Source organism: Caballeronia mineralivorans PML1(12) (assembly GCF_001028175.1).
GTDB lineage: Bacteria > Pseudomonadota > Gammaproteobacteria > Burkholderiales > Burkholderiaceae > Caballeronia > Caballeronia mineralivorans.
In genome coordinates, this window is the sequence record NZ_AEJF01000187.1 from 1 (window position 1) to 24,838 (window position 24,838).

21 protein-coding genes are annotated in these 24,838 nt (G+C 60.2%); 6 read left to right on the plus strand and 15 right to left on the minus strand.

The window, feature by feature from the left end:
* A partial coding sequence (locus EOS_RS48380; RefSeq protein ID WP_047896209.1) for a hypothetical protein occupies positions 1–333 on the minus strand: 333 nt, incomplete at its 3' end.
* Between the two features lie 486 nt (positions 334–819).
* Positions 820–1,011, minus strand: coding sequence for a hypothetical protein (locus EOS_RS31960; protein ID WP_047896210.1), 192 nt, complete (start codon positions 1,009–1,011; stop codon positions 820–822).
* A 202-nt stretch (positions 1,012–1,213) separates the two neighbouring features.
* On the opposite strand from EOS_RS31960, the gene EOS_RS31965 reads away from it, so the two are divergent.
* Entirely contained in the window at positions 1,214–2,008 is a 795-nt protein-coding gene (locus EOS_RS31965) for a hypothetical protein (protein ID WP_047896211.1), read from the plus strand.
* 336 nt (positions 2,009–2,344) lie between these two features.
* On the opposite strand, the gene EOS_RS31970 is transcribed toward EOS_RS31965, so the two are convergent.
* The 3 genes from EOS_RS31970 to hemL are packed head-to-tail and all read right to left on the minus strand — an operon-like array spanning position 2,345 to position 5,457.
* Positions 2,345–2,986 (minus strand): riboflavin synthase, encoded by a 642-nt coding sequence (locus EOS_RS31970; RefSeq protein WP_047896212.1) that lies wholly within the window; start codon positions 2,984–2,986, stop codon positions 2,345–2,347.
* A 30-nt stretch (positions 2,987–3,016) separates the two neighbouring features.
* Positions 3,017–4,153 carry a bifunctional diaminohydroxyphosphoribosylaminopyrimidine deaminase/5-amino-6-(5-phosphoribosylamino)uracil reductase RibD gene (gene ribD, locus EOS_RS31975; protein WP_047896213.1) on the minus strand — a complete coding sequence of 379 codons (1,137 nt, stop codon included), beginning with the start codon at positions 4,151–4,153 and terminating at the stop codon, positions 3,017–3,019.
* A gap of 20 nt (positions 4,154–4,173) precedes the next feature.
* Positions 4,174–5,457, minus strand: a complete 1,284-nt coding sequence (gene hemL, locus EOS_RS31980) for a glutamate-1-semialdehyde 2,1-aminomutase (protein WP_047896214.1) — start codon at positions 5,455–5,457, stop codon at positions 4,174–4,176.
* Between the two features lie 370 nt (positions 5,458–5,827).
* Between hemL and EOS_RS31985 the strand changes: the two genes are divergently transcribed.
* Positions 5,828–7,051, plus strand: a complete 1,224-nt coding sequence (locus tag EOS_RS31985; RefSeq protein ID WP_047896215.1) for a Bcr/CflA family multidrug efflux MFS transporter — start codon at positions 5,828–5,830, stop codon at positions 7,049–7,051.
* A 40-nt stretch (positions 7,052–7,091) separates the two neighbouring features.
* Here the strand turns inward: EOS_RS31985 and EOS_RS31990 are convergent, their stop codons facing one another.
* From EOS_RS31990 to EOS_RS32010, 5 genes are all read right to left on the minus strand, one after another.
* Complete coding sequence (locus tag EOS_RS31990) at positions 7,092–9,230, minus strand: prolyl oligopeptidase family serine peptidase (protein ID WP_047896216.1); 2,139 nt, start codon at positions 9,228–9,230, stop codon at positions 7,092–7,094.
* Between the two features lie 178 nt (positions 9,231–9,408).
* Positions 9,409–10,527 (minus strand): ABC transporter ATP-binding protein, encoded by a 1,119-nt coding sequence (locus tag EOS_RS31995; RefSeq protein WP_047896217.1) that lies wholly within the window; start codon positions 10,525–10,527, stop codon positions 9,409–9,411.
* Between the two features lie 103 nt (positions 10,528–10,630).
* Positions 10,631–11,488, minus strand: a complete 858-nt coding sequence (locus EOS_RS32000) for a carbohydrate ABC transporter permease (protein WP_047896218.1) — start codon at positions 11,486–11,488, stop codon at positions 10,631–10,633.
* Positions 11,478–12,401, minus strand: a complete 924-nt coding sequence (locus EOS_RS32005) for a carbohydrate ABC transporter permease (RefSeq protein WP_323049582.1) — start codon at positions 12,399–12,401, stop codon at positions 11,478–11,480. Before EOS_RS32005 ends, EOS_RS32000 begins: the two co-directional genes overlap by 11 nt.
* Before the next feature lie 154 nt (positions 12,402–12,555).
* Complete coding sequence (locus EOS_RS32010) at positions 12,556–13,809, minus strand: ABC transporter substrate-binding protein (RefSeq protein WP_047896220.1); 1,254 nt, start codon at positions 13,807–13,809, stop codon at positions 12,556–12,558.
* Positions 13,810–14,337: 528 nt separating this feature from the next.
* Here EOS_RS32010 and zwf point away from each other — a divergent pair.
* The 3 genes from zwf (at position 14,338) to EOS_RS32025 (ending at position 18,598) form a co-directional block, all read left to right on the plus strand.
* Positions 14,338–15,798, plus strand: a complete 1,461-nt coding sequence (zwf, locus tag EOS_RS32015; protein ID WP_047896221.1) for a glucose-6-phosphate dehydrogenase — start codon at positions 14,338–14,340, stop codon at positions 15,796–15,798.
* 171 nt (positions 15,799–15,969) lie between these two features.
* Entirely contained in the window at positions 15,970–16,692 is a 723-nt protein-coding gene (gene pgl / locus EOS_RS32020; RefSeq protein WP_047896222.1) for a 6-phosphogluconolactonase, read from the plus strand.
* Positions 16,670–18,598 (plus strand): bifunctional transcriptional regulator/glucokinase, encoded by a 1,929-nt coding sequence (locus EOS_RS32025; RefSeq protein WP_047896223.1) that lies wholly within the window; start codon positions 16,670–16,672, stop codon positions 18,596–18,598. Before pgl ends, EOS_RS32025 begins: the two co-directional genes overlap by 23 nt.
* Positions 18,599–18,951: 353 nt before the next feature.
* Here EOS_RS32025 and EOS_RS32030 read toward each other — a convergent pair whose 3' ends face one another.
* The 4 genes from EOS_RS32030 to EOS_RS32045 form a co-directional block, all read right to left on the minus strand.
* Entirely contained in the window at positions 18,952–20,061 is a 1,110-nt protein-coding gene (locus EOS_RS32030; protein WP_047896224.1) for a porin, read from the minus strand.
* 541 nt (positions 20,062–20,602) lie between these two features.
* The gene (locus EOS_RS32035; RefSeq protein ID WP_047896225.1) at positions 20,603–21,382 is read right to left on the minus strand and encodes an ABC transporter ATP-binding protein; all 780 of its coding nucleotides are present in this window, start codon (positions 21,380–21,382) and stop codon (positions 20,603–20,605) included.
* Positions 21,383–21,402: 20 nt separating this feature from the next.
* Complete coding sequence (locus EOS_RS32040) at positions 21,403–22,116, minus strand: ABC transporter permease (protein ID WP_047896226.1); 714 nt, start codon at positions 22,114–22,116, stop codon at positions 21,403–21,405.
* 119 nt (positions 22,117–22,235) lie between these two features.
* Positions 22,236–22,925: an ABC transporter permease gene (locus EOS_RS32045; RefSeq protein WP_047896227.1), complete on the minus strand. Its 690-nt coding sequence runs from the start codon at positions 22,923–22,925 to the stop codon at positions 22,236–22,238.
* Between the two features lie 508 nt (positions 22,926–23,433).
* Between EOS_RS32045 and EOS_RS32050 the strand changes: the two genes are divergently transcribed.
* The gene (locus EOS_RS32050; protein ID WP_047896228.1) at positions 23,434–24,132 is read left to right on the plus strand and encodes a pirin family protein; all 699 of its coding nucleotides are present in this window, start codon (positions 23,434–23,436) and stop codon (positions 24,130–24,132) included.
* Between the two features lie 263 nt (positions 24,133–24,395).
* On the opposite strand, the gene EOS_RS32055 is transcribed toward EOS_RS32050, so the two are convergent.
* Positions 24,396–24,838: periplasmic heavy metal sensor (locus tag EOS_RS32055; RefSeq protein ID WP_047896229.1), on the minus strand; the 443-nt coding region annotated here is incomplete at its 5' end.

The window sequence follows — 24,838 nt, forward strand, 5'->3', positions numbered from 1 at the left end:
GTTACTAAGCGGAACGTCATACAAGTGTGTGATCCGCTTTTCAACCTCCGCTAGGGTTACATTTTCAGAGAAATCGGTCGCCCGGTCAGCGGGCACGAACAGCACCTTCCCACTACCTGTCTCAACGCCCGATATCGAAGCCTCGACGACGACAGGATCGGAACGCTGCGCGTTATCTCCGATGGCTTGGCAGTGGCGGGCGATCATTTCGAGTAGATGTGACTTCCCGGTACCACTTGTCCCCGTAATGACGCATAGGTCTGGCAGGTTTTTCCAATCGAACTGAACAAGCGATTTGTAGGGCTGCAGGAGTTTGACCGAGAAGGGCGCCATAATCGTTCTTTTCTGTGTTTGCTGAGACTATTCTATCAATTCGCTTGTTGTTGCTACGACGTCCGGAGGCTCGGGCGTAAAGCTGGAGGGGGACGCTTTATCCCAGCCGTAGCGACCGCCCAGCGACTCGATGCCGCCAACGTTCGCAACCCACCATACTGCTGATCTAGAGGTGACCTTTGATAGGCGTGGGCAAAGGCCCTTATCCGCGCGCTGAGCATCGGTCGGGGTTTGGAGTGCCCCCCGGTCGAATGACCGCGGCGTGATTAAGCTGAGCGGCAGATGCTGGCCGGTTGCGCTCGATATGCTACGAGGCCGAGAAGGAGCATTCGCATTTGAGGATCGGATGGCCGGTTACGGGGAGCGGACCCGACACTTGGACGTCCAGCCGACGGCGTATGTGAACGTCGCTTCATGGCCGGCCTAGGTCTAATGCGCATTTCGCAGTTGCGAGCGTTCCACATGCCCGCTGGAGGCGCGTGGCGTTCAGAGAATCCGAAGGTTCCGGATTTTGCCGATGGTTGGCGACCGGCTCAGGACGAGTTCCGTGATGTACTCGGGCAAGAACGCGCGTGGGATGTTGGTGGGAATTGCGTCTACGAGCTGCGAGGGAACCTGGCTGATGAATGCGTCAGGATCGCTTTTCAGGCTGTGCTCGTAACTGACTCGGTAATCCATGGTTATGCTGCGGTGTGTGGTGTGACGGGTGGCTGATACGGCGTTCGACTTGAGTCTTTCAATGTGAGAATGGCATTGTGGGCAACGCTGAGGCAAGCGTGACGGCCATTACTTGTAATGGGTAGCGTCGTCTCCCCTGTTTTTCCAGCCGGATTCAATAGCCTGCTTTCGTGGTTTCGATAACCGGTCAACTGGAAAACCGATGGATGAGATAAGCCCACTTTTAAGACCAGCCTGGAACTATGCTCGCAAGAATCCGCACATAGGGCTGGCGGCATTGCTTTTTGCCATTGGCGTGGTCGCCCTTCCGACGAAGCTCGCAATCATCTCCGGGGCCTTGTTCGGTGCGGGTGCTTCCCTGCTAGGTGCCTGGATAAACGAACTAAACACCCGACGGTCTAGATCTGAGGAAAAAGCGCGGAACGAGGTCGATGCACGGAAGTATCTTGCGGCGGAGCTGAATCGGACCATCGAACGAGTTCTCTATATTCACAGCCGTGCCATTCCAAATTTCATTTGCGTGTCTGCTGAAAATGGGATAAAGCCGAACGACTTACAGGAGGACTTCCTACCGGAAATGCCGGTTTTGTATCCCAACGCGCCGCAGTTCAGGGATTTGTCAGGCGATGATGCAACGGCGCTTATTAACTTTTATGACTCTCTTCACGCCCTCGATAGCTTCGTGGATGGCTGGTGGGAACGTGAGGGGCAATTGCCTGTGAACATTTTCAACCAAGTCCTGCACCTTAGCGAGAAGAGTCTCACACTCGGCTTGGTTTGCATTGAACGGTTCTCTTTGGAAACGCTTTACCCGCCGCAGTACGAGTCATGGGGCACTCTGACATCGCGTATCGAGCGTTCTTTGTCGTTCGCAAAAGAGGCACGTGAGCACCATATTGCTCGATTCGAAGCCAAGAATGGAAAGTCGGGCGAGACAGCCACGAGCAGGAGTACCGCAGGCAGGGGCGGCCCAGCGCAACGCGGCCGCCCGCGATAGCCGCATACCTGAAACGGGACTTGCGTGGCAACCAAGGGCCTTCGATCTCCGTTTGGTCGACAGCCTACGTGAGGCCCCTGACTATGCTCAATCTCAAGTGATAGGGCTGGAACACGAACGAAACGCCGCGATATACCTGGTGGCGTAGTTCCGGAACATCACCGCCGAACCCAATACCGGCGCGGCAGGCAGCCGGTTTGGGCGCGTCGAAGAGGGTCTTTTCCAAAAGGGTGACGGTATACTTCACGCAGAAAACGGCGGTATACCGTCACAAAATCGTAGCTGTGGCGGGTTTCAACGAGACGGTGGTAGACGCCCAGTCCGCCAAAAATCAAATCATTTCAACGGCTTATAGCCGTCTTGAGACGTGCTGAGAATCCGTTCCACGTACCGCGCGATCAGATCGATCTCCAGATTGACCTTCGCGCCGGCCTTCAAATGCCGCAACGTCGTCACTTCCACCGTATGCGGAATCAGGTTGATCGAAAACTCGCAGCCATCGGGCCGGTCATTCACGGTATTCACCGTCAGGCTCACGCCGTTCACTGTCACCGAGCCTTTATAAGCCAGATATTTACCGATATCGCGTGACGCGAGAATCCGCAGCTCATGTGACTCGCCAACAGGGGCGAAATGCGTCACTTCACCAAGACCATCGACGTGCCCCGACACCAGATGCCCGCCCAGCCGGTCATGCGCACGCAGCGCCTTTTCCAGGTTCACATCGCCGGGTTCGGACAGGCCAGCCGTCTTGTTAAGGCTCTCGCGCGAGACATCGACGGCAAAAGAAGTGGCCGACTTCTCGATCACGGTCATGCACGCGCCCTGAATGGAGATGCTGTCGCCAAGCTCGACGTCCGCGAGATCCAACCCGCCTGACGCCACCGAAAGGCGTACGCCGGTATCGGCATCCGTGGCTGAACCCAACGGCGTAACCGCTTCGATGCGGCCCACCGCCGCGACAATTCCTGTGAACATCGTCGAGATTCCTTGGCTTTTGCGTAAGCGTTAGATGAGGGGTTTTGCGTCCGTGGGCGCGTCGGGTTTCACCACTGCGAAGCGCGCCAGGATGCGCAGGTCGTCGCCCAGCCGGTCGATCCGATGGAACCGCAGATGCGCCCGGGCATCGAGTGTATCGGGCGGTGTGAAATCGAACATGCCCGGCGCATTGCCCAGCAAACTCGGTGCGAGATACACCAGCAATTCGTCGACGCATCCCTCGCGCAGCAGCGAGCCATTGAGCTTGTGGCCCGCTTCCACATGCAATTCGTTGATGCCGCGATCGGCGAGGATACCCAGCATGGCTGGCAAATCGACCTTGCCGTGTTCGTTCGTCAACGGCGTGAATTCAATGCCGCGTTCACGCAGCGCCTCGGCTTTTGCAGGGTCGGGTTGGTCGCCGCAGAATACCCACGGCGGTGCGCCTTCCAGGATCCTGGCAGTAAGCGGCACGTCCAGACGGCTGTCGATCAGCACGCGTTGCGGCTGACGCGGCGTTTCAACAGCGCGCACGGTAAGTTGCGGATCGTCCTCGCGCACCGTGCCAATGCCCGTCAAGATCGCGCACGCCCGCGCGCGCCATGCATGACCGTCGGCACGGGCCGCTTCTCCAGTGATCCATTGACTCTCGCCGCTTGGCAAACTCGTGCGGCCATCCAGCGTGGCCGCCACCTTCATGCGCACCCACGGGCGGCGGCGCGTCATGCGCGACACGAAGCCGATGTTCATCTCGTGCGCCTCGTTGGCCAGAAGGCCGCAGCGCACATCGATACCCGCATCGCGGAGAATCGCCAATCCGCGTCCCGATACGGCCGGGTTCGGATCCTCCATCGCAGCGATTACCTTCGCGACCCGCGCGTCGATCAGCGCGTGCACGCAGGGCGGGGTGCGGCCGAAATGGCTGCACGGCTCAAGCGTGACGTAGGCGGTGGCGCCCCGCGGATCGTGGCCACGCGCCCGTGCGTCTTTCAACGCGCGAATCTCGGCATGATCCTGGCCGGCCGGCTGCGTGAAACCTTCGCCAATCACGTCGCCATCCTTCACCAGCACGCAGCCGACGCGCGGATTCGGCGTCGTCGTGTACATGCCCCGCGCGGCCAGCGCCAGCGCGCGCTCCATGTGCGAGAAATCGGTCTGCGAGAACATGGCGGCGATCTCCGATCTCTTTAGGCTGCGAGGCGGGCGAAGGCGCCGCGAGCGGCGTCGAGCGTCGCGTCGATGACGGCGTCGTCGTGGGCGATCGAGACGAATCCCGCTTCATACGCCGATGGCGCGAAGTACACGCCGGCGTCGAGCATCGCGTGGAAAAACGCGTTGAAACGCCTTGTGTCGCCTTGCGTGACCTCAGCGAAGCTCGCCGGGGTGCGCTCGGCGAAATAGAGGCCGAACATGCCACCGATGGCGTCCGCCGAGAAGGGCACCTTGGCTTCCTTTGCGACCGATGAGAGGCCATCGGCGAGACGGCGCGTTTGCTTCGTGAGTGTGTCGTAGAAGCCCGGCGCCTGGATGAGCTGCAAGGTCTTCAGCCCGGCCGCGACCGCGATCGGATTCCCCGACAACGTCCCTGCCTGGTACACGCCGCCGAGCGGCGCGAGATGCGCCATGATGTCCCGATGCCCGCCGAATGCGGCCGCGGGCATGCCGCCGCCGATCACTTTGCCGAGACACGTCAGGTCCGGCTTGATGCCGTAGACCTGCTGCGCGCCGCCGAGCGCCACGCGAAAGCCGCACATCACTTCATCGAAAATCAGCAGGGAGCCGTACTCGTCGCAGCGATCACGCAGTGCTTGCAGGAACTCGGGCGTGGCTTTCACGAGGTTCATGTTGCCGGCCACCGGCTCCACGATAATCGACGCGATTTCGGCACCGAACGCGGCAAACGCTTCGTTAAGCTGCTCGACGTTGTTGTATTCGAGCACGGTCGTGTGCTTGGCGATATCGGCGGGAACGCCTGCCGACGTGGGGTTGCCGAACGTCAGCAGACCCGATCCCGCTTTCACGAGCAGGCTGTCCGCGTGACCGTGATAACAGCCCTCGAACTTCACGATCCGATCACGCTTCGTGAACCCGCGCGCAAGGCGCAGCGCGCTCATGGTCGCTTCCGTGCCGCTGGACACCATACGAACCTGTTCTATCGATGGGACCAGCTTGCAGATCTCTTCCGCAATCTCGATCTCGGATTCGGTCGGCGCACCGAACGAAAACCCGTTCACGAGCACGCGCTGCACGGCGTCGAGCACTTCGGGATGGACGTGGCCGAGGATCATCGGGCCCCAGGAACCGATGTAGTCGATGTACTGCTTGCCATCGGCGTCCCAGAAATACGGACCTTGCGCACGTTCGATGAACCGCGGCGTGCCGCCGACCGAGCGAAAGGCGCGCACCGGCGAGTTCACGCCGCCGGGGATGGTTTTCTGGGCGCGTTCGAAGAGAGCTTCATTTCTGGACATGAATGGACCTGCGCTGGATGACGGGTTCTGCGGAGAAGGGCTGCGGGCGCTGGCTTCGACAAGCCTTGATCAGCGCCGGAAATTCAGCCCGGCGGGTCGGCGCGGCTGCAGGAAATCAAGATGAAATTGTACCGGAGTCGTCCGGATCGAGTCTGTGATGCTCGGGCCCGGCGCTGCATTCGAAAGCACTGAAGCCCGGCCGATGAAAGCGGGGCGCGTACAATGCACACTGTTTTAAGGCTTTGTTTAAGCCCTTCGTTTGCACGCCGGACGTGGCCGCCTCGAGGTTTTTCGCGCTCGTTTCGTGTTCGTTTCGCCACTCGCCAGTACCGAAAACTGCGCCTTTTCCTCAAGTTCCTTTTCGCCTCTCATGCCCGAAATCATCAAGCGCCGTGCCGATCGCCGACTGATCCTGTTGCTCGGCGCGCTGGCGGCGTGCGGTCCGCTTTCCATCGACATGTATCTGCCAAGCCTGCCGTCTCTCGCCGCCGCGTTCGGCACGACCGCGGCCGCTGCGCAGATCACGCTGACCAGTTTCATGCTCGGTTTTTCGCTCGGCATGCTCGTGTACGGTCCGCTATCCGACGCCTACGGCCGCCGGCCGGTGCTGCTCGGTGGAATCGTGCTTTACACGCTCGCGAGCGTCGGGTGCGCGCTGTCATTTTCCATCGATTCGCTGGTCGGCTTGCGCTTTCTGCAAGCGCTCGGCGCGGGTTCGGCGTCGGTGCTGGCACGGGCGATTGCACGCGATGCCCACGCCCCTTCCGACGCGGCGCGTGTGCTGTCGATGCTCGCTATCGTCACGTCGATCGGGCCGCTGCTCGCACCGTTGATCGGCGGGCAATTGTTGCTGCTTGGCGGCTGGCGCGCGGTCTTCGTCACGTTGACGCTGTTCGGCACGCTCTGCGCAGTGACCACGTATTTGCGCGTGCCGGAAACCTGGCCGCGCGAGAAACGCGCGAGCTCGGCGCTCGGGCGCTCGTTCGCCGCATACGGCCGACTACTCACCGATCCCGTCACCTGGGGTCACGTGTTATGCGGCGGGATGGCGTTCGCTTCGATGTTCGCCTACATCACCGCGACACCGTTTGTGTATATCGACTACTTTCATGTGAAACCGCAGCACTACGGGTTTTTCTTCGGGCTGAACATCATCGGGATCATCGGCTGGAACGTCGTGAACACGCGGTTGGTCGGGCCGCTCGGATCGCTGAAACTGATCTCGATTGCATCGTTTGTCAGCGTGATCGCGGCGCTGGCGACGGCGTTTGTGTGCATCACCGGATTGGGCGGATTGTGGCCGATCGTCTGCTGTTTGTTCTTCGTGGTCGGCGTGGTGGGGCTGCTATCGGCGAACTGCACGACGGATTTGATGCATCGCTATCCGCATAACGCGGGCGCGGCGGCCGCGGTGTTCGGTGCGGTGCAGCTCGCGCTCGGCGCGTTGGCGAGTCTCGCGGTGGGGATGCTGCACGATGGCACGCCGAAGGGCATGGGAATCGTGATCGCGGTGACCGGCGTGTTGACGTTCGTCGGGCGTACGCTGGTATTGCGCTGGCATGGCACGCCGGTGAGGGCGAGTCGCGCGGGGTGAGGTATTCAGCCCGCGCTCAGCAAACCCGCTCAGCAAACCATCACTCGCCGCCTACCATCCGCTGCAAAAACGTGAAGGCCGTCGCTTCCACCCGCGCGATGCTTTCGGCCTCCACGCCCGCGCCGTGACCGCCGTCGCGGTTCTCCAGATACCACACGCGGTCATGTCCCAGCGCCTGCATCCGAGCAGCCATCTTGCGGGCGTGGCCGGGGTGCACGCGGTCATCGGTCGCCGATGACGTGAACAGCGCCGGCGGATAAACCGCATCGGCTTTCACGTGCTGATAAGGCGAATAGGTCATCAGGAAGCGCAGGTCTTCGGCATCGTCGGGGTCGCCGTATTCGTCGATCCACGAGGCCCCTTGCAGCAGCAAATGAAAGCGCGCCATGTCGAGCAGCGGCACCTCCGAGAGCACCGCGCCGAATAATTCCGGGCGCTGGACCAGCATGACGCCGGTGAGCAAGCCGCCATTGCTGCCGCCACGTATGGCGAGTTGTTTCGACGTCGTCACGCCCGATGCCACCAGCGCTTGTGCAACCGCGATGAAGTCATCGAAGGCGACCTGGCGTTTCTCTCGCTGCGCCGCTTGATGCCATTCCGGGCCGAACTCCCCACCGCCACGAATGTTCGCAACGGCGTACAACCCGCCGCGTTCGAGCCATGCGATGCCGGTGGTTGCGTCGTAATGCGGGTCGAGCGCGACTTCGAAACCGCCGTAGCCGTAAAGCAGGCAGGGCGCGGTTTTCTGACCTTTTACGTTCGCTTCGCGGCCGACCAGCCAGTAGGGAATTTCGACGCCATCGGATGAGGTCGCGTGACGACGTTCGGCGATAAGACCGGTGGCATCGAATTGAGCCGGAAGGCGCGCGAGAAGCTGCCATTCGCTTTCCGGCTGGGCGAGATCGGCGTAATAAAGCGACGGCGGCGTGAGGAAATGTTCGACGTGAACGAGCACGGTGTCGTCGCGTTCGCTATCGATGGAGTCTACATACGACTGGCTCGCCGCAGGCAACGCGAAGTCGCGGCGGATCCAGTCGCCTTTCAGGTCAACGGGCGGCGCGAGCAACTCGACGCGCGGCGAGCCATCGTCCATCTGCGATACAACCAGCCAGTGCTTCGTGAAGTCGATATCGGCGAGGACGTTGCGGCCCGATGGCGTGAACAGCACGGTGAAATTGCGTGCGCCTTTTAGAAACTCATCACGACGGATGACCAACAGCGAACCACCGGGGTAGGTGGCCTCGCCTGCTTCATAAGACTCCCGCGGTGTAACAAACAACCAGCCGTTCCAATGTTCGAGTTCGGCGTGCGGCGGGACATCGTATTGCTGCCACTCACCGGTGGTTTCATCGAGCCAGTATTGAAGCGTCTCGAAGAACGAGGTCGCGCGCGAGGCGAGATGCAGGTTCTCGAGTTGATCGTAGTCGACGCCCGCGGAGACGTCGCGACGCTTGCCTTCGAAGACCACGGGGGCATCGGCGAGTGGCGTACCGCGCTTCCATTTGCGCGCCTGACGCGGGAAACCTGAGGTCGTCAGAGCGGGTTTTTTGCTGTGCGCGCTATCGTCCCAGCCGACGTACACCGTATCGCGATCGATCCACGAGATGCCGTGCTTGCCGACATCGGGCAGCGTGAATCCATCTGTAACGAACGTGCGCGATTCGATATCGAATTCGCGGACCATGCATGCGTCCGAGCCTCCCGGCGACAAGCTCACCAACGCCCGGTCCCAAGTGGGGTAAAGCATGTCGAAGTCATGCAGCGCCCAGCGGATTGCTTCCTCTTCTTCCCTTTCGTTCGTGGGTGCGTTGTTCAGGTCGAGCGCGTCGACGTCGAGGATGATCTGCCACTCGGGCTTGCCAGCAAGCCATGCGGTCCACGGCGTACGGCGCACGATGCCCAGCGGGTTCTGCTCGTCCTGCCACGTGTTGTAGCCCCAGTCGCCATAGCGCGAGCAGGACACGATGCGCTCCTGCGAGGTGTAGGCCTTCGCCAGCCTTTTCGTGAGTTTGTCGGTGTCCTGGGCCTTGCCGAAGGCTTCAGTCGTGCGCGCGTTCTGCGTGCTGACCCATGCATCGACGCGCGGGTCATCAAGCGCTTCCAGTTCGATGAATGGATCGATGCCATCGGCAATGCGCCATTCGAGTTCGGGATGTCGGCTGAGGAAAGAATCTGTCATCGTTTTAAGCAGAGCCTGCAAGGTAGTTGCGGACGAGCGCGGGCAGGCGGCGGCCGGTCTGTTCAAGAATTCGGAAGGGCAATTGTGCCTTACTGCGCAGGAGCGTTCGCCGCAAACGAAAAAACCGCGCAGCCCTTTCGGTCTGCGCGGCTTCAACCAGCCTTTTCAGCAACAACGCTTAAGCCAACCGTTCTTCCGTTTTCGAATCGAACAACACGGCCTTCGATACATCGAACAACAGCGTCATATTCGTCAGCGGCTGCGGATTCGACGCCGGGTGCACGCGGCTCACCACGCGCTTGCCATTCACCTGCGTGAACACCAAGGTATCGGGCCCGGTCGGCTCGATCACATCGATCTTCACTTCAATCGGCTGCAATCTTGCATCTTCAACGTTGTGCGCACTACGCGCATCGGTAATCCGCTCCGGACGCAAACCGAGAATCACGTTCTGCCCGATCTTGCCGCGGACCGCAGCGGCATCGAACGGCAGATTCAGTACGGTACGCGAGACGCCCGTATCGATCTCAAGCCCGATACCCGAGCCAGCTTCGACCAGCTTGCCATCGATAAAATTCATCGGCGGCGCGCCAATGAAACCCGCCACGAACAAATTCGCCGGCGAATCATAGATGTCCTGCGGCGCGCCGAACTGCTGCACCACGCCGTCCTTCATCACCGCGATCCGATCGCCGAGCGTCATGGCTTCGATCTGATCGTGCGTCACGTACACAATCGTCGTACCAAGGCGCTGATGCAGCAACTTGATCTCCGAGCGCATCTCGATCCGCAGCTTTGCATCCAGATTCGACAACGGCTCGTCGAACAGGAACATCACCGGATCGCGGGCGAGGGCACGGCCCATTGCCACACGCTGACGCTGACCGCCCGACAACTGACCCGGCTTGCGGTCCAGCAAATGCTGAATCTGCAGCGTATCCGACACGCGCGTCACGATCGCCTTCTGCTCGTCCTTCGGCACCTTGCGGATGTTCAGCCCGAACGAGATGTTCTCGCGCACGGTCATGGACGGATACAGGGCGTACGACTGGAACACCATCGCAATGTCGCGATCCTTGGGCGAGAGGTTATTCACCGTCTTGCCGTCGATCATGATGTCGCCCTTGGTGACCGTTTCCAGCCCGGCGATCATATTGAGCAACGTGGACTTTCCGCAGCCCGAACCGCCGACGAGGATCAGGAACTGACCATCCTCGATATCGATGTTCACACCCTTCAGAACGGGGACGCCGTTCGCATAAGTCTTGTACACGTCACGGATTGAAAGGCTTGCCATGCTATGAATCCTTTAATGTCTCTGCGCTGAGTATCTTCGTGCGCGCATCAGTTGATCTTCTACCGCGGGCGCCAGCCATTGAGTAAGAGGCGCCGCGCGGAAATCAGCCCTTCACCGCGCCCGCTGTCAGGCCGCGCACGAAGAACCGGCCGGCGACCATGTAGACGAGCAGGGTGGGCAGGGCGGCAATGATCGCAGCAGCCATGTCGACGTTGTATTCCTTCACACCCGTCGATGTATTGACCAGGTTGTTCAGGGCGACGGTGATCGGCATTGAATCGACACCCGAGAACACGATACCGAACAGGAAGTCGTTCCAGATCTGCGTGAATTGCCAGATCAGGCACACCATGAAAATAGGCAGCGATACCGGCAGCAGGATCTTCGTGAAAATGGTGAAGAAGCCCGCACCGTCAATCCGCGCCGCCTTCACCAGTTCCGCCGGAATGCTCACGTAGAAATTACGGAAGAACATGGTGGTGAACGCAATACCGTAGACCACGTGCACGAGCACCAGACCGGTCGTGGTGTTAGCGAGTCCCAGCATGCCTTGCAAACGCGCCATCGGCAAAAGGATGGCCTGGAAGGGAATGAAACAACCCACCAGCAACATCGTGAACACCGCGTCGGCGCCGCGAAAGCGCCAGTGCGTGAGCACGTAACCGTTGAACGCGCCGACTATCGACGAGATCAGCACGGCCGGGATCACCATGCGCACGGAGTTCATAAAGAACGGTTCCATACCGTCGCAGCGCACGCCGGTACACGATTGCGACCACGCCTTGACCCACGGCGCGAATGTGAATGTGGTCGGCGGCGTGAGCAGGTTGCCGGAGCGCAACTGGTCGAGGTCCTTGAAGGACGTCGAGAGCATCACGTAGATCGGGAACAGGAAGTACAGGGCAAACAGGACCAGCGCCGCATAGATGACGGCGCGGCTGATCGTCATCTTAGATTCCATTGCGGGTGCTCCTCGATTCCAGATACATGAGCGGCACGAGCACGGCGACGACGGTGGCGAGCATCATCATCGACGAAGCGGCGCCCAGGCCCAGTTGCCCGCGATTGAACGAAAACGTGTACATGAACATGGCCGGCAACGACGACGACGTGCCCGGACCGCCCGCGGTCAACGCAACCACGAGGTCGAAAGTCTTGATAGTGATGTGGCAGAGAATCAGCAGCACGGAGAAAAACACCGGACGCATGCTGGGAATCACGATCTGGCGATAGATCCGCGGCAATGAAGCGCCGTCCATCTGCGCGGCCTTGAAGATTTCCGCGTCCACGCCGCGCAAACCGGCCAGGAACAAGGCCATGACGAAACCCGTCGATTGCCACACGGCCGCGATCACCACGCAGAAGATTGCCTTGTCGGGGTTACCCAGCCAGTCGAACGAAAAGCTCGTCCAGCCCCAGTCGTGGAAGATCTTCTCCAGCCCGAGGCCGGGGTTCAGGATCCATTGCCAAGCGGTACCCGTCACGATGAACGACAGCGCCATCGGATAGAGGAAAATTGCGCGCAACGCGCCTTCATTACGGATCTTCTGGTCGAGCAAGATGGCCAGGAACAGCCCGAGCCCGACGCAGATAGCAATGAACGGAATGCCGAACCAGCCGAGATTCGCAGCCGATGTCCACCAGACGTCGTTCGAGAACAGCTCGGTGTAGCGCTGGAAACCGGTGAAGTCGTAGCGCGGCATCAATCGCGAATTGGTCAGCGAGAGATAACCGGTGATCAAAATAAAGCCGTACACAAACACGAGCGCAATGAGCACGCTAGGCGCGAGTACCAGCTTAGGGATGTATGTATCGGCAAGCGCCGCCAGAGGCGACGTGCGGCGGGGCGGGGTGCGCGAAGTCTTGCTCGCGATACCGCTAGGGGAGGCAGCCACTTCTCGACTCCTGAAAATTTGCCGGCAAGAGTCTCAGGCCGGAACAGGGATACAGCGGTTTTTACTTACATCAAACCTGGGTTCGGGCGCGTTCCAGCAAAGCCGGAACACGCCCGATTACGACCTGAAACGCTTACTTCGTCTTCGCGGCATTCGCGAGAGCAGCCACTGCGCTCTTCGAATCCTGCGTCGAGTTCATGAACTTCGTCACGACGTCGGTAATGGCACCCGCCGTTGCGTCGCCTTGCGCCATGCCGTGAGCCAGCGACGGCACATAACCGCCCGACTTGATCGCGGTCTGTTCATCGGCGTACGACTTCTTCGCGCAATCGTCGAACTTGGCCATCGACACGCCCAGGCGAACCGGGATCGAACCCTTGTTCAGGCTGAATTGCTCCTGGAAGTCAGGCGTCATGATGGTCTTGGCCAGTGCCAGTTGACCCGGCGTGGGTTCCTTCGCGCCCTTCTGCTGGAAGAACACGAACGAGTCGACGTTGAACGTGTAAGCCTTTTCCGTGCCCGGAACCGCTACGCAGACATAGTCCGAGCCGGCTTTCTTGTTCGCGCCCGCGAACTCGCCCTTGGCCCAGTCGCCCATGAACTGCATGCCGGCCTTGCCGTTGATGACCATGGCCGTGGCGAGGTTCCAGTCACGGCCGGTGCGGCCGTTATCGAAGTACGACTGGACCTTGCGGACCGTGTCGAACACCTTGACCATCTGGTCCGAGCTCAGCGTCTTCGGGTCCAGATCGACAAGCGCCTTCTTGTAGAAGTCCGAACCCTGCGACAGCACCACGTCTTCCCACAGCGTCAGGTCTTGCCACGGCTGGCCGCCCGCTGCCACCGGGACGATGCCGTTGGCTTTCATCTTGTCGGCGACTGCGAAGAATTCCGGCCAGGTGGTCGGCACCTTGCCGCCTGCCTTATCCAGCGCGTCCTTGTTGATGTACAGCCAGTTCACGCGATGCACCGAGAACGGCGCGCCTACGTAATGACCGCCTGCGTGCATGATCTTGTCGATTTCCGGCGGCAAGTTCTTCTTCCAGTCGCCTGCAACCGAGTCGATCGGCACCAGCACGCCTTGATCAGCCCATTCCTGGATCAGCGGACCCTTGATCTGAGCCGCCGACGGGGCGTTGCCCGAGATCACCTGGGTCTTCAATGCGGTCATGGCCGCGGCGCCCGCGCCACCGGCAACCGCGAAGTCCTTCCAGGTGTATCCCTGCTTCGTCATGTCGTCCTTCAACACGCCGATCGCCTTCGATTCACCGCCCGACGTCCACCAGTGCAGCACGGACACAGCTTCTGCAGCCTGAACAGCCTGCGCCGCCACGCCGCACAACAGACCTGCGGCGCCGAGCGCGCCGATGAGCTTGCGAAATTTCATTGTTTATCTCCTCCGAACACCTGAACAAAAAACGATTGGCCCCTGATGCCGCCAGGAAGCGATGGCTGGAACATGAACAAACTTGAAGTGGCCGGAATCGGCGGTGTCGGCGGGATACGGCCAGCGTTGTCCAAGGCAAGAAACCTCGGGCGCGCCAGCTTGGCCGGCAGACCGAACCACGGCCGCACGGCTCTCAAGAGATGAGTGTGTCGAATCGCAACTGTTGTCTCCTCTTTTGATTTTTGCCCGTTCACACTGGCGTCGACCAGCGTGACGTGCGTCCGGGGTCTTGCGCGAAGCGGTTTTCGCCCTTGCTGCGACGCTCCCTTTACGGCAAGAGCGTCATTGGCTCAGGTCAATTACCATGCAACTAGACATGAATCTCCGGGAAAACACGCATGTTCTGATTGACTAAGTGTTTTTTTCCGGGATCACGTTACCCCTTGATTTGAATTGTAGTTAAACTACAATTCAGTGTCAAAAAAAATTTTATTGGACTACGGTCCTTCAGAACCCCTGCGGAGACACATGCAAAACGACTCGAATTTCACGTTCGTTCTGTTCGGCGGAACAGGCGATCTCTCGATGCGCAAGATCCTGCCGGCGCTGTTCGAAGCGCATCGTGGTGGAATGCTCGCGGAAGGCGGGAAGATCGTCGCGGTGGCGCGCGCGGCCGAAGATCGCGACGCGTATCTGGACTGGGTCAACGAACACGTCAAACCGCACGTCTCGAAGAATGGTGTCGACGACGCCGTGTGGAAGGGTTTCCTTGCGCGCTTTGTCTACGTCAGGCTCGATCTCGGCAAGCCCGAAGACTTCAAGCTGCTGCGCGATGCCGTGAACGAACTCGGCGGCACGCGCGTGTTTTATCTCGCGACAGGCCCGTCGCTGTTCGTGCCGATCTGCCGTGCGCTCGCCGATGTCGGCCTGAACGAAAACGCGCGGATCGTGCTGGAAAAGCCGCTTGGTTACGACTTGAAGTCGTCGAAGGCAATTAACGATGCTGTCGGCGAGATCTTCGCGGAAGAGCAGATCTACCGGATCGACCACTATCTGGGCAAGGAGCCGGTGCAGAACCTGCTCGCGCTGCGTTTCGGCAATGCGCTGTTCGAACCGCTGTGGCGGCGCGAATGGGTGGAAAGCATCCAGATCACGATTGCCGAAGAACTCGGCGTGGAAGCCCGCGGCGATTTTTACGACAACACCGGCGCCTTGCGCGACATGGTGCAGAACCACTTGCTGCAACTGCTTTCCATCGTGACCATGGAACCGCCGCACTCCATGGATTCCGATTCCGTCCGCGATGAAAAACTGCGGGTGCTGCGCGCGCTCAAGCCCGTCGATCCCCGCGACATCAGCAAGGTCGCGGTGCGCGGCCAATATCATGCGGGCGTGATCAAGGGCACGTCGGTGCCGGCGTACGCCACCGAAAAGGGTGTGCGGCCGGACAGCCATACGGAGACGTTTGTCGCGTTGAAGGTCGAGATCGAAAACTGGCGCTGGGCTGGCGTGCCGTTTTTCCTTCGCACCGGCAAGCGGCTGGCGGACCGGACGGCGGAGATTGTCGTGAATTTCCGCCCCGTGCCGCACTCGGCGCTCGGCGGGACCGCCTTGCGCGCGGGCGCGAACCGGTTAGTGATTCGCCTGCAGCCGAACGAAACCATCCGCCTGTATTGCCTCGCGAAGCAACCTGGCGAAGGTATGAATCTCGCGAGCGTCCATCTGGATCTCGCCTTCGACAAGTTCTTCAAGGAAGGGCAGATGGAGGCGTACCAGCGCCTGCTGCTCGACGTAATCAATGGACGTCTCGCGTTGTTTGTGCGTCGTGACGAGCAGGAAGCGGCGTGGCGTTATGTGGAACCCATCCTGGACGAATGGGCTGCGTCGCAGAAACCGCCGAAGCCTTATGCTTCGGGCACCTGGGGACCGGCGGCCGCAAGCGCGATGCTGGCGCAGCACGGCACCTGCTGGCTGGAAGAAGAGAATTAAGAGTGGAATGGAGACCGTTGTAATGGGTCGGTGGAACGTGTTCTAAGACGTACGTGCTGTAGACATGTTGCAATTAAAGCCGAGACAAATCCTGTTGCGCGACGCTGAAACTGGTTCGGGCGTTCTCGCAACGGGCGAAATGAAACCAAAACAAGGCAGCATGGAGGAGCAGTGATCGAGCTTCATACTTTTGATGAGCCACGCGCCCAATCCGACGCGTTGGCAGAAGCGGTAGGCGACGCGCTTACCGCAACGCTCGCGGCTCGCGGAGCGGCGTCGGCTGGTGCCGCTGTGGCTGGCAACCCCGCCCAACACGCAACGCTTGCCGTATCCGGCGGCACGAGCCCGAAGCCGTTCTTGCAAACCCTTTCGACTCGCGCGCTTGACTGGGCGCATATCGACGTCACCCTGGTCGACGACCGCTGGGTGCCGGAGACCGACAGCGCAAGCAATGCGCGCCTGGTGCGTGAAACGCTGTTGCAGAACGCAGCGAGCGGCGCTTATTTCCTGCCGCTGGTGGACACTACGCGTTCCCTGGACGCGCATATCGCCGACCTGAACGCAGATGCACAGCGCCGGGTGCCGGATGTCGCCGTGCTCGGCATGGGTGAAGACGGCCATACGGCGTCTATTTTCGCCGACGCGCCCGAGTGGGATTTCGCCATATCGACCGCTGACCGGTTCATCTCGGTTCATCCGGGCAGCGCGCCGCACGCGCGTGTTTCCTTGTCGATGTCCGCGCTCAAAGGCGTCAAGCAGCTCTATCTGTTCATTGGTGGCCAGAAGAAGCTAGATGTACTAAACGCTGCGCTTGCCGCGCCGCAAAAAAACGCCATCTCGACGTTGGCTAATGCTCAGGGAGTCAGGCTCGATGTCTACTGGTGTGCAAAGTAAGGCCGTAACGGTAGCGGCCGGAAGTCAGCACGCCGACGGACCAAGGCTTTTGGCCGATGTTGGCGGCACGAACGCGCGCTTTGCGCTCGAAACGGCGCCGGGCGTGATTGGCGAAATCCGCGTGTATCCCGGCCGCGACTATCCGGGTATCGCTGAAGCGATGCAGCAATATCTGAAGGACATCAAGGTGAGCCGCGTCAACCACGCGGCCGTGGCGATCGCGAATCCGGTGGATGGCGATCACGTCTCGATGACGAATCACGACTGGAGCTTTTCGATCGAGGCCACGCGCCGTGCGCTTGGTTTCGACACGCTGCTGGTCGTCAACGACTTCACCGCTCTGGCAATGGCCTTGCCTGGCCTGACCGATGCACAGCGTGTGCAAGTCGGCGGTGGTTCACGCCGGCAGAACAGTGTGATCGGCTTGCTTGGGCCGGGAACGGGCCTGGGCGTGTCCGGCCTGATTCCCGCCGATGACCGCTGGATCGCACTTGGCAGCGAAGGTGGCCATGCGAGCTTCGCGCCGTCGAATGAACGCGAAGACCTGGTGATGCGGTTTGCGCGCAAGAAATGGCCGCATGTGTCGTTTGAACGCGTGGCGGCTGGCCCCGGTCTTTTGCTGATTTATCAGGCGCTTGCCGAACGCGACGGCGTGAGCGTGCCGGACGATCTCGAATCGGCCGGCATCACGCAGCGCGCGCACGATGGCGAGGCGCTCGCGCTTGAGGCCGTCAATTGTTTCTGCGGGATTCTCGGCACGTTTGCCGGCAATATCGCAGTGACGCTGGGTGCGCTGGGCGGGATATTTATTGGCGGCGGGGTGGTGCTGAAGCTGGGCGAGTTGTTCACGAAGTCGCCGTTTCGCGAGCGGTTCGAAGCGAAAGGGCGTTTTCAGCAGTATTTGTCGAGCGTGCCCACGTTCATCATCACGGCGGAATATCCGGCGTTTCTCGGGGTATCGGCGATTCTGTCCGAGCAACTGTCGAATCGCGCGAACGGCGGGTCGTCCGCGGTGTTCGAGCGTATCCGCCAGATGCGCGATGCATTGACGCCCGCCGAGCGCCGTGTGGCCGATCTTGCGCTGAACCATCCGCGTTCGATCATCAATGATCCGATCATCGATATTGCCCGCAAAGCCGATGTCAGCCAGCCGACGGTGATCCGTTTTTGCCGGTCGCTGGGTTGCCAGGGCTTGTCGGATTTCAAGCTGAAGCTGGCGACGGGTTTGACCGGCACGATTCCGGTGAGTCACAGCCAGGTGCATCTTGGAGACACCGCCACGGATTTCGGTGCGAAGGTGCTCGACAATACCGTGTCGGCCATCCTGCAACTGCGTGAGCACCTGAATTTCGATCACGTGGAACGTGCTATCGATATCCTCAATGGGGCCCGGCGAATCGAGTTTTATGGGTTGGGCAATTCGAACATCGTGGCACAGGACGCGCACTACAAGTTCTTCCGTTTTGGCATCCCGACCATCGCTTATGGCGACCTGTACATGCAGGCGGCGTCGGCGGCGCTGCTGGGCAAGGGCGATGTGATCGTGGCGGTATCGAAGTCGGGGCGTGCGCCTGAGTTGTTGCGTGTGCTTGAGATTGCGATGCAGCAGGGCGCGACGGTCGTTGCCATTACGTCGAGCAACACGCCGTTGGCGAAGCGCGCGACGGTGGCGCTGGAAACCGATCACATCGAGATTCGTGAATCGCAGATGTCGATGATTTCGCGCATTTTGCATCTCGTGATGATCGACATTCTTGCGGTTGGCGTGGCGATCCGTCGTGCGGTGCCGAACGCGAGTGCTGACGTGAGCGAAGCGATGACGAAGGTGCGGGAAGCGGGCGACGACGACACGGGCGCGGTGCTCGACTGGCTGAGCCACGGCGCGGCGGGCATAGCGCGCGATTAACGGCGTTTGATTGACCGTGGTGGTAAGGAAGCCGCCGATGCGAGGTTCGCATCGGCGGCTTTTGTGTTTGGAGGGTCTGCTGAGCGCAAAAGGCGCAAATGAGACTGGGGACAAAAAACGGTACAGGTCCTTGGGGCGCATGATCTTGCCCGAGAGCGTTGGGGGCGAAGCGTGTTCGTGGAAGAGGCCAACCAAAAGCGGGCCAGCACACGCCACCCTATCCACCGATGCCAACAAAAATAAAAAACGGTGCGATGCCCTTTCGGACACCGCACCGATACGCGCCTCTCGCAGCAGCGTGAAAACCTTATAAATCTCTCTCTGTCGTACTTGCTCCGGCTGTTTCGTTCAGCTTAGAACGAGTGCTGGATACCTGCGTACACACCAGACTGGCTGTGACCCGGCAGCGGGTTGTCGGTGGAAACCGTGTCACCCGCGGCGTTCGCGTTCAGGCCGTAGTTGGCCGTCTTGCTGTTGCGCACCGTCGCGATCTGGATGTCGAGCAGCGTGCGCTTCGACAGGTTGTACGTGCCACCAATGGTGTAGATGTTGCCGTTGCCGCCACCCTTGTTCGCATTGACGTGATAGACCGCTGCGATCAAAGCTGCAGCCGGCGTCGCTTGCCACGTCACGCCACCCCATTCCTGATCGGTTGACGTCGAACCGGACACCGACGTTGCTGCTGCGCCGCCCGAAGTACGCGATGCCTGATACACGGCCTGCAACTTGAATTGGCCCAGGAACACGTTCGCGCCGAGCATGTATTCACGCGAGAAATTGTACGGGTCGGTAAGCGCACCGTTGGCCGGATTGCGAATTTCGTCGTACAGGCCACGGATCTGGAACAGCGATGCCGTGTACGTGATCTGCGCACCAGCCTCACGGCCCTGAGCCGTCGTGCCGTTACCATTCCAGCTCGTCGCGTTCGACAAGGCGTACTGACCGTAGAAGTCAAAGCCTGCGATCTTCGGGGACTGGTACGACACGTTGTTGCTCGATTGCGGCCAGTTGCGGCCACGCACCAGCGAAGCCGACGACCAGTTCGACTGACCGAACGGATCGAAGTCCCACACGCCGTTCGAGATGAACAGTTCGCGACCCAGCAAGAAGGTACCGAACTGGTCATTGGCGATACCGACTGTCGCCCAGCGATTGAAGAGGCCGCCACCGCCCGGGCCCGCACCGGTCATGGTGTTGAAGCTGCCTTCCAACTGGAACACGGCCTTGTTGCCGCCGCCCAGATCTTCAACGCCCTTCATACCCCACAGGCTGGTACCCCAGTCGCCGCTTTCTGCGCGGAAACGGTTCGCGCTGCCGGTAGTGACGCCGTTTGCGCCACCTGTCGGGGCTCCTGACATGTATTCAATGCCGGCGTCGAGCCGGCCATAGAGCGTCACGCTACTTTGGGCGTGTGCCGCAACGCCGACCGTCAGCAGCGAAGCCGCGAGCAAAGCTTTCTTCATCATCTCCTCCAACCCTGTCAAAAAATAGAAGCCCAAGTGCGGCGGTATTGGTCCGGTGCCAGCGCACCGAACCGGAAACTATTTAGAGGGGTGACACCCGAAGGGGTGGTGTCCGTGACGTGGGGCGATCAATTGCATGACCCTTTCGCGTCACAACCAACCTTTGGGATTGGTGTCTCCTCAGTTCTTTTTGAAGTAAAACTACTTTTAATGAACTTCGTTTCCGTACTTTGATTACTAATTTAGCAAAATACCTTTGAGCCGCCAAAGAAAATTGTTGTTTGCCTACTTTCTGTCTCGAAAATGCAATGATTAGTGTGTTGCGGGTTTGCACAAACTATGGGAAATGAACCGCAAAGCCTTATGGAATAAGGGAGTCAGCGATCCTGAATCTTAACGCTATGGATTGCCTCTATTGACGGACGACGCGCGTGAGGTTAATAGGCCGAAGCTTAAAAACGGCTGCGCGTGTTTAGACATACCAACTAAAAAAGCGCCCCTTGGGGCGCTTTCAGACTGCTATCTCCGGCTGCATGTAGTTTTACTTCAGGCTGCCCGACAGAAATTGCCTGAGGCGCTCGCTGCGGGGATTGCCGAAAACGGCATCGGGATGTCCTTCTTCCTCAATGCGTCCCTGATGCAGGAACACCACGTGATTCGACACGTTGCGGGCGAACGCCATTTCGTGCGTCACCACGATCATCGTCCGGCCTTCCTCGGCCAGCGTCTGCATCACCTTCAGCACTTCGCCCACCAGTTCGGGATCGAGCGCAGAGGTGGGTTCATCGAAGAGCATTACGTCGGGATGCATGGCCAGCGCACGCGCAATAGCCACGCGTTGCTGCTGGCCGCCCGACAGATGCGACGGATACTGTTTTTCCAGCCGTGGCGCGAGTCCCACTTTCTCGAGATACGTGCGCGCCCGTTCCTGGGCTTCCTGCTTCGATAAGCCCAGCACCTTGAGCGGCGCTTCCATCACGTTTTCCATCACGCTCAGGTGCGACCACAAGTTGAAGTGCTGGAACACCATGGACAGGCGCGTGCGCATGCGCTGCAACTGCTTGGGCTCAGCCACTTTCAGCGCGCCGTACTTGTCCTTGAGCGTGCGGATTTCCTCGCCATCGACGAAAATCCGGCCCTGGTTCGGCTGCTCCAGAAAGTTGATGCAGCGAAGCATCGTGCTCTTGCCCGATCCCGACGAGCCGATGATGCTGATCACGTCGCCCGCTTTCGCCCTTAGCGAAACGCCCTTCAGTACCTCGTTGTCGCCGTACTGCTTGTGCAGGTCATCGACGAAAAGCTTGGATGCCGGTGTATTCATGGTGTGCCGATCCTTGAGGCTTATTTACCCTGCGGCCGCAAGTAGGCGAGCCAGCGATGCTCGGCACGGCGAAACAGCCACACGAGCGCGAACGAGATGAACAGATAGAGCAGGGCGGCAATGCCGAACGCCTGGAACGACTGGTACGTAGCGGAATTCACATCGCGGGCGATCTTGAGGATGTCCGGCACGGTTGCGGTGAACGCGACGGTGGTGGCATGCAGCATCAGGATCACTTCGTTGCTGTAGTACGGAAGCGCCCGGCGCAACGCCGACGGCAGGATCACGCGCCGGTAAAGCGTGAACGACGACATTCCGTATGCCCGCGCCGCTTCGATCTCACCGTAAGGCGTCGCGCGGATCGCGCCGGCGAAGATCTCCGTGGTGTACGCGCAGGTGTTCAGCGTGAATGCGAGCAGCGTGCAGTGCATGCCATCGCGGAAGAACTGGTTGAGCAGCACGTGGTCGCGGACCACTTGCAAGCTGTAGAGGCCCGTGTAGCAGAGCAGCAGTTGCACGTAGAGCGGCGTGCCGCGAAAGATATACGTATAGACCCAGACGCCGCGCGAGAGAAACTTGTTCTTCGATACCCGTGCGACCGACAACGGGATCGACAGGCAGAAGCCGAGCGCGATCGATACAACCAGCAGCCACATGGTGATGGCAAGGCCGGTGATGCGATAACCGTCGGTGAACAAATAGTTGCGCCAGTATTCCTGGATGATTTCGAGCATGGATTCCGCCGCGTGGGGGTTGCCTGATGGTGTCTGGATTCGCTGGTTTTTATCTGTGAGCGAGGGCGCCGCGGGCGCTGGAACAGAAACGCCGCATGCCGCTTATGGCTCGTTTATGGCTACAGATCGGCCTTGCGCACGCCCGAGGAGTAACGCCGTTCGAGCCACATCAGCACGAGATTCGACAGCGTCGTGATCACGAGATAAACCGCGCCGGCGAGCAACGTGAAAAAGAAGAACCGCAAGGTGCCCTTGCCGGCGTCCTGGGCGGCCTTCACCACGTCCGCCAGACCGATGATCGATACCAGCGCCGTTGCTTTCACCATCACTTGCCAGTTGTTGCCGATGCCCGGCAGCGCGAAACGCATCATCTGCGGGAACATGATCCGCGAGAAGGTTTGCCACGGCGTCATGCCGTATGCCGCGCCTGCCTCAAGCTGGCCGCGCGGCACGGAGAGAAACGCACCGCGGAAGGTTTCGGTGAAATACGCGCCGTAGATAAAACCGAGCACGACGACGCCGGCGACGAACGGGTCGATATCGATCTGATCCCAGCCCAGGAAGTCGGTGAGGTGGTTGAGCCAGATCTGGATGCTGTAGAACAACAGCAGCATGAGCACGAGATCGGGAACACCGCGCACGAGCGTGGTGTAGATCGTACCGACGCCCGACGAAACGCGGTTCCTCGATAGTTTCGCCGCCGCGCCAAGCAGGCCAATCACGAATGCGAACACGAGCGACAAGACCGCCAGCTTGACGGTTTGCCATGTGCCCGAGAGGATAAGCGGCCCGTAGCCTTGCAGAAACATGGTAATTCCTTGATGACGTGCGCTTGGGCTTGTTGTGGCCTTTGCTGTTGCCTGTTCAGCCGCGTTTTTTTGCCTGAATTCGCGTGGCCGCCACTGTTGTCGCTTCGGCCGCGCCTAGGTGCACCGCTGCCAGCCGACCATCTTCGGCGGTGCTTATTCTAGGTGTCCAAAATTGGTGCGTTTTGTCGAGAACGGCCTCAGAGCCGAAAAAACGCGATCTCGGCTGAAATCTCCGGCTGCGCGTCGAGGCTTTCCCGGCGCGGCTTTGCCGCGAGGTGTCGAATCTTCCGGCACCCGGCGACCTCTGAAAAGGCCGGTATTCTACCCGAAGCCGCAGCGAGCGCCCGGACCTCGATCCGGGCTCCCGGTTTTCCGATATCCCCCGGCAACGCCACGCATTGTCACGATTACACGCATTTTCAGGATGGTGTGGTGCCTGCGCAGGCGCTTGTCGAGTGGGGTGTGCGCCCTTACATTCTGTCCATCGCAACATTACCGGGAGTTCGACATGTTCGAAATTCGACGCGCCAATGACCGCGGCCACGCTAACCACGGCTGGCTCGATTCGTATCACAGCTTTTCTTTCGCCGGCTACGACGACCCGAAGCACGTGCATTTCGGCGCGCTGCGGGTGATCAACGAGGATCGCGTCGCGGGCGGCCAGGGTTTCGGGGCACACGGCCATCGCGACATGGAAATCATCAGTTATGTGCTCGAAGGCGGACTCTCGCATAAGGACAGCATGGGCAACGGCTCGACCATTCATCCTGGCGATGTCCAGCGCATGAGCGCCGGCACGGGCGTGCGGCACAGCGAGTTCAATGGCTCAGCCACTGAAACCGCGCATTTCCTGCAGATCTGGATCATCCCGGACACAATGGGCAATGCGCCGGACTACGAGGAAAAGCATTTCGACGACGCTGAAAAGCGCGGCCAGCTGCGGGTGATTGCATCGCCGAATGGGCGGGACGGCGCGGTGAAGCTGGGTGCCGATGCTGAGCTCTACGCAGGTCTTTTCGATGGCGAGGAGCGCGCCGAATTCGACGTGCCGGCGGGGCGTCGTGTTTATGTTCACGTAGCGCGGGGAGCGATTTCGGTGAACGGCGAAGCGCTGGTTGCCGGCGACGCTGCGAAGCTCGAAGGGGTGTCGAAGGTCACACTGGATCAAGGCGCCGGCGCAGAAGTGATCCTGTTCGATCTGGCGTAAACGCGAGTGGTTGGTTTTGCCAGCTTCGGCTCGCAAGCAGGGCGGAAGGCCGCGGAAGTCATTCCGCGGCCTTTTTGATGTGCGCTTCGATTGCCCGGATGTTGCCCGGATATTACCCGGATATTACCCGGATGACGCCACAGCGTCGTGTGTACGGCGATCGTTTCGCCCGGCCGCGGGTCGGCGGCTCGTCCGACACGATTGGATTGAACCGGCGAGCCGTGCCGGTTCAATCATCGACCTCGCTGATTCTTAAGTAACGATCAAGGATTGGCCGCCGATGCGCCTCCCGGCATGCCACGATGCTGACCCCAGTGCTCCCGGTGCTCTTCCATTTTCGCAAAACGCTGCTTGAGCGCCGTGCTGACCGTGGTTTTCTGCTGGTCGTTCAGCGCGTTATAGAAGTTGAGCCATGCGGCGCTGGTCTGGTCGCGCAACTGGGCGTTCTGTTGCTCGATCTTCTGATGCGCCGCGTACATGGCGTTCAGATCGAGGATGGGTTGCTGTTTGACCGATTGCATTTGTGCACGCATCTGCTCGTGGCTTTGACGCATGGCCGCATGATTCTGCTTCATGGTGTCGAGCGCGGATTGCCACAGCTTTTCCTGGTCTGCGTTGAGATTCAGTTGGCCGTGCAACTTGTCCAACTCTTTCTTCATCCGCATTTCCATTCGATGCCCGTCATGACCGCCGGGGCCGCCCATCA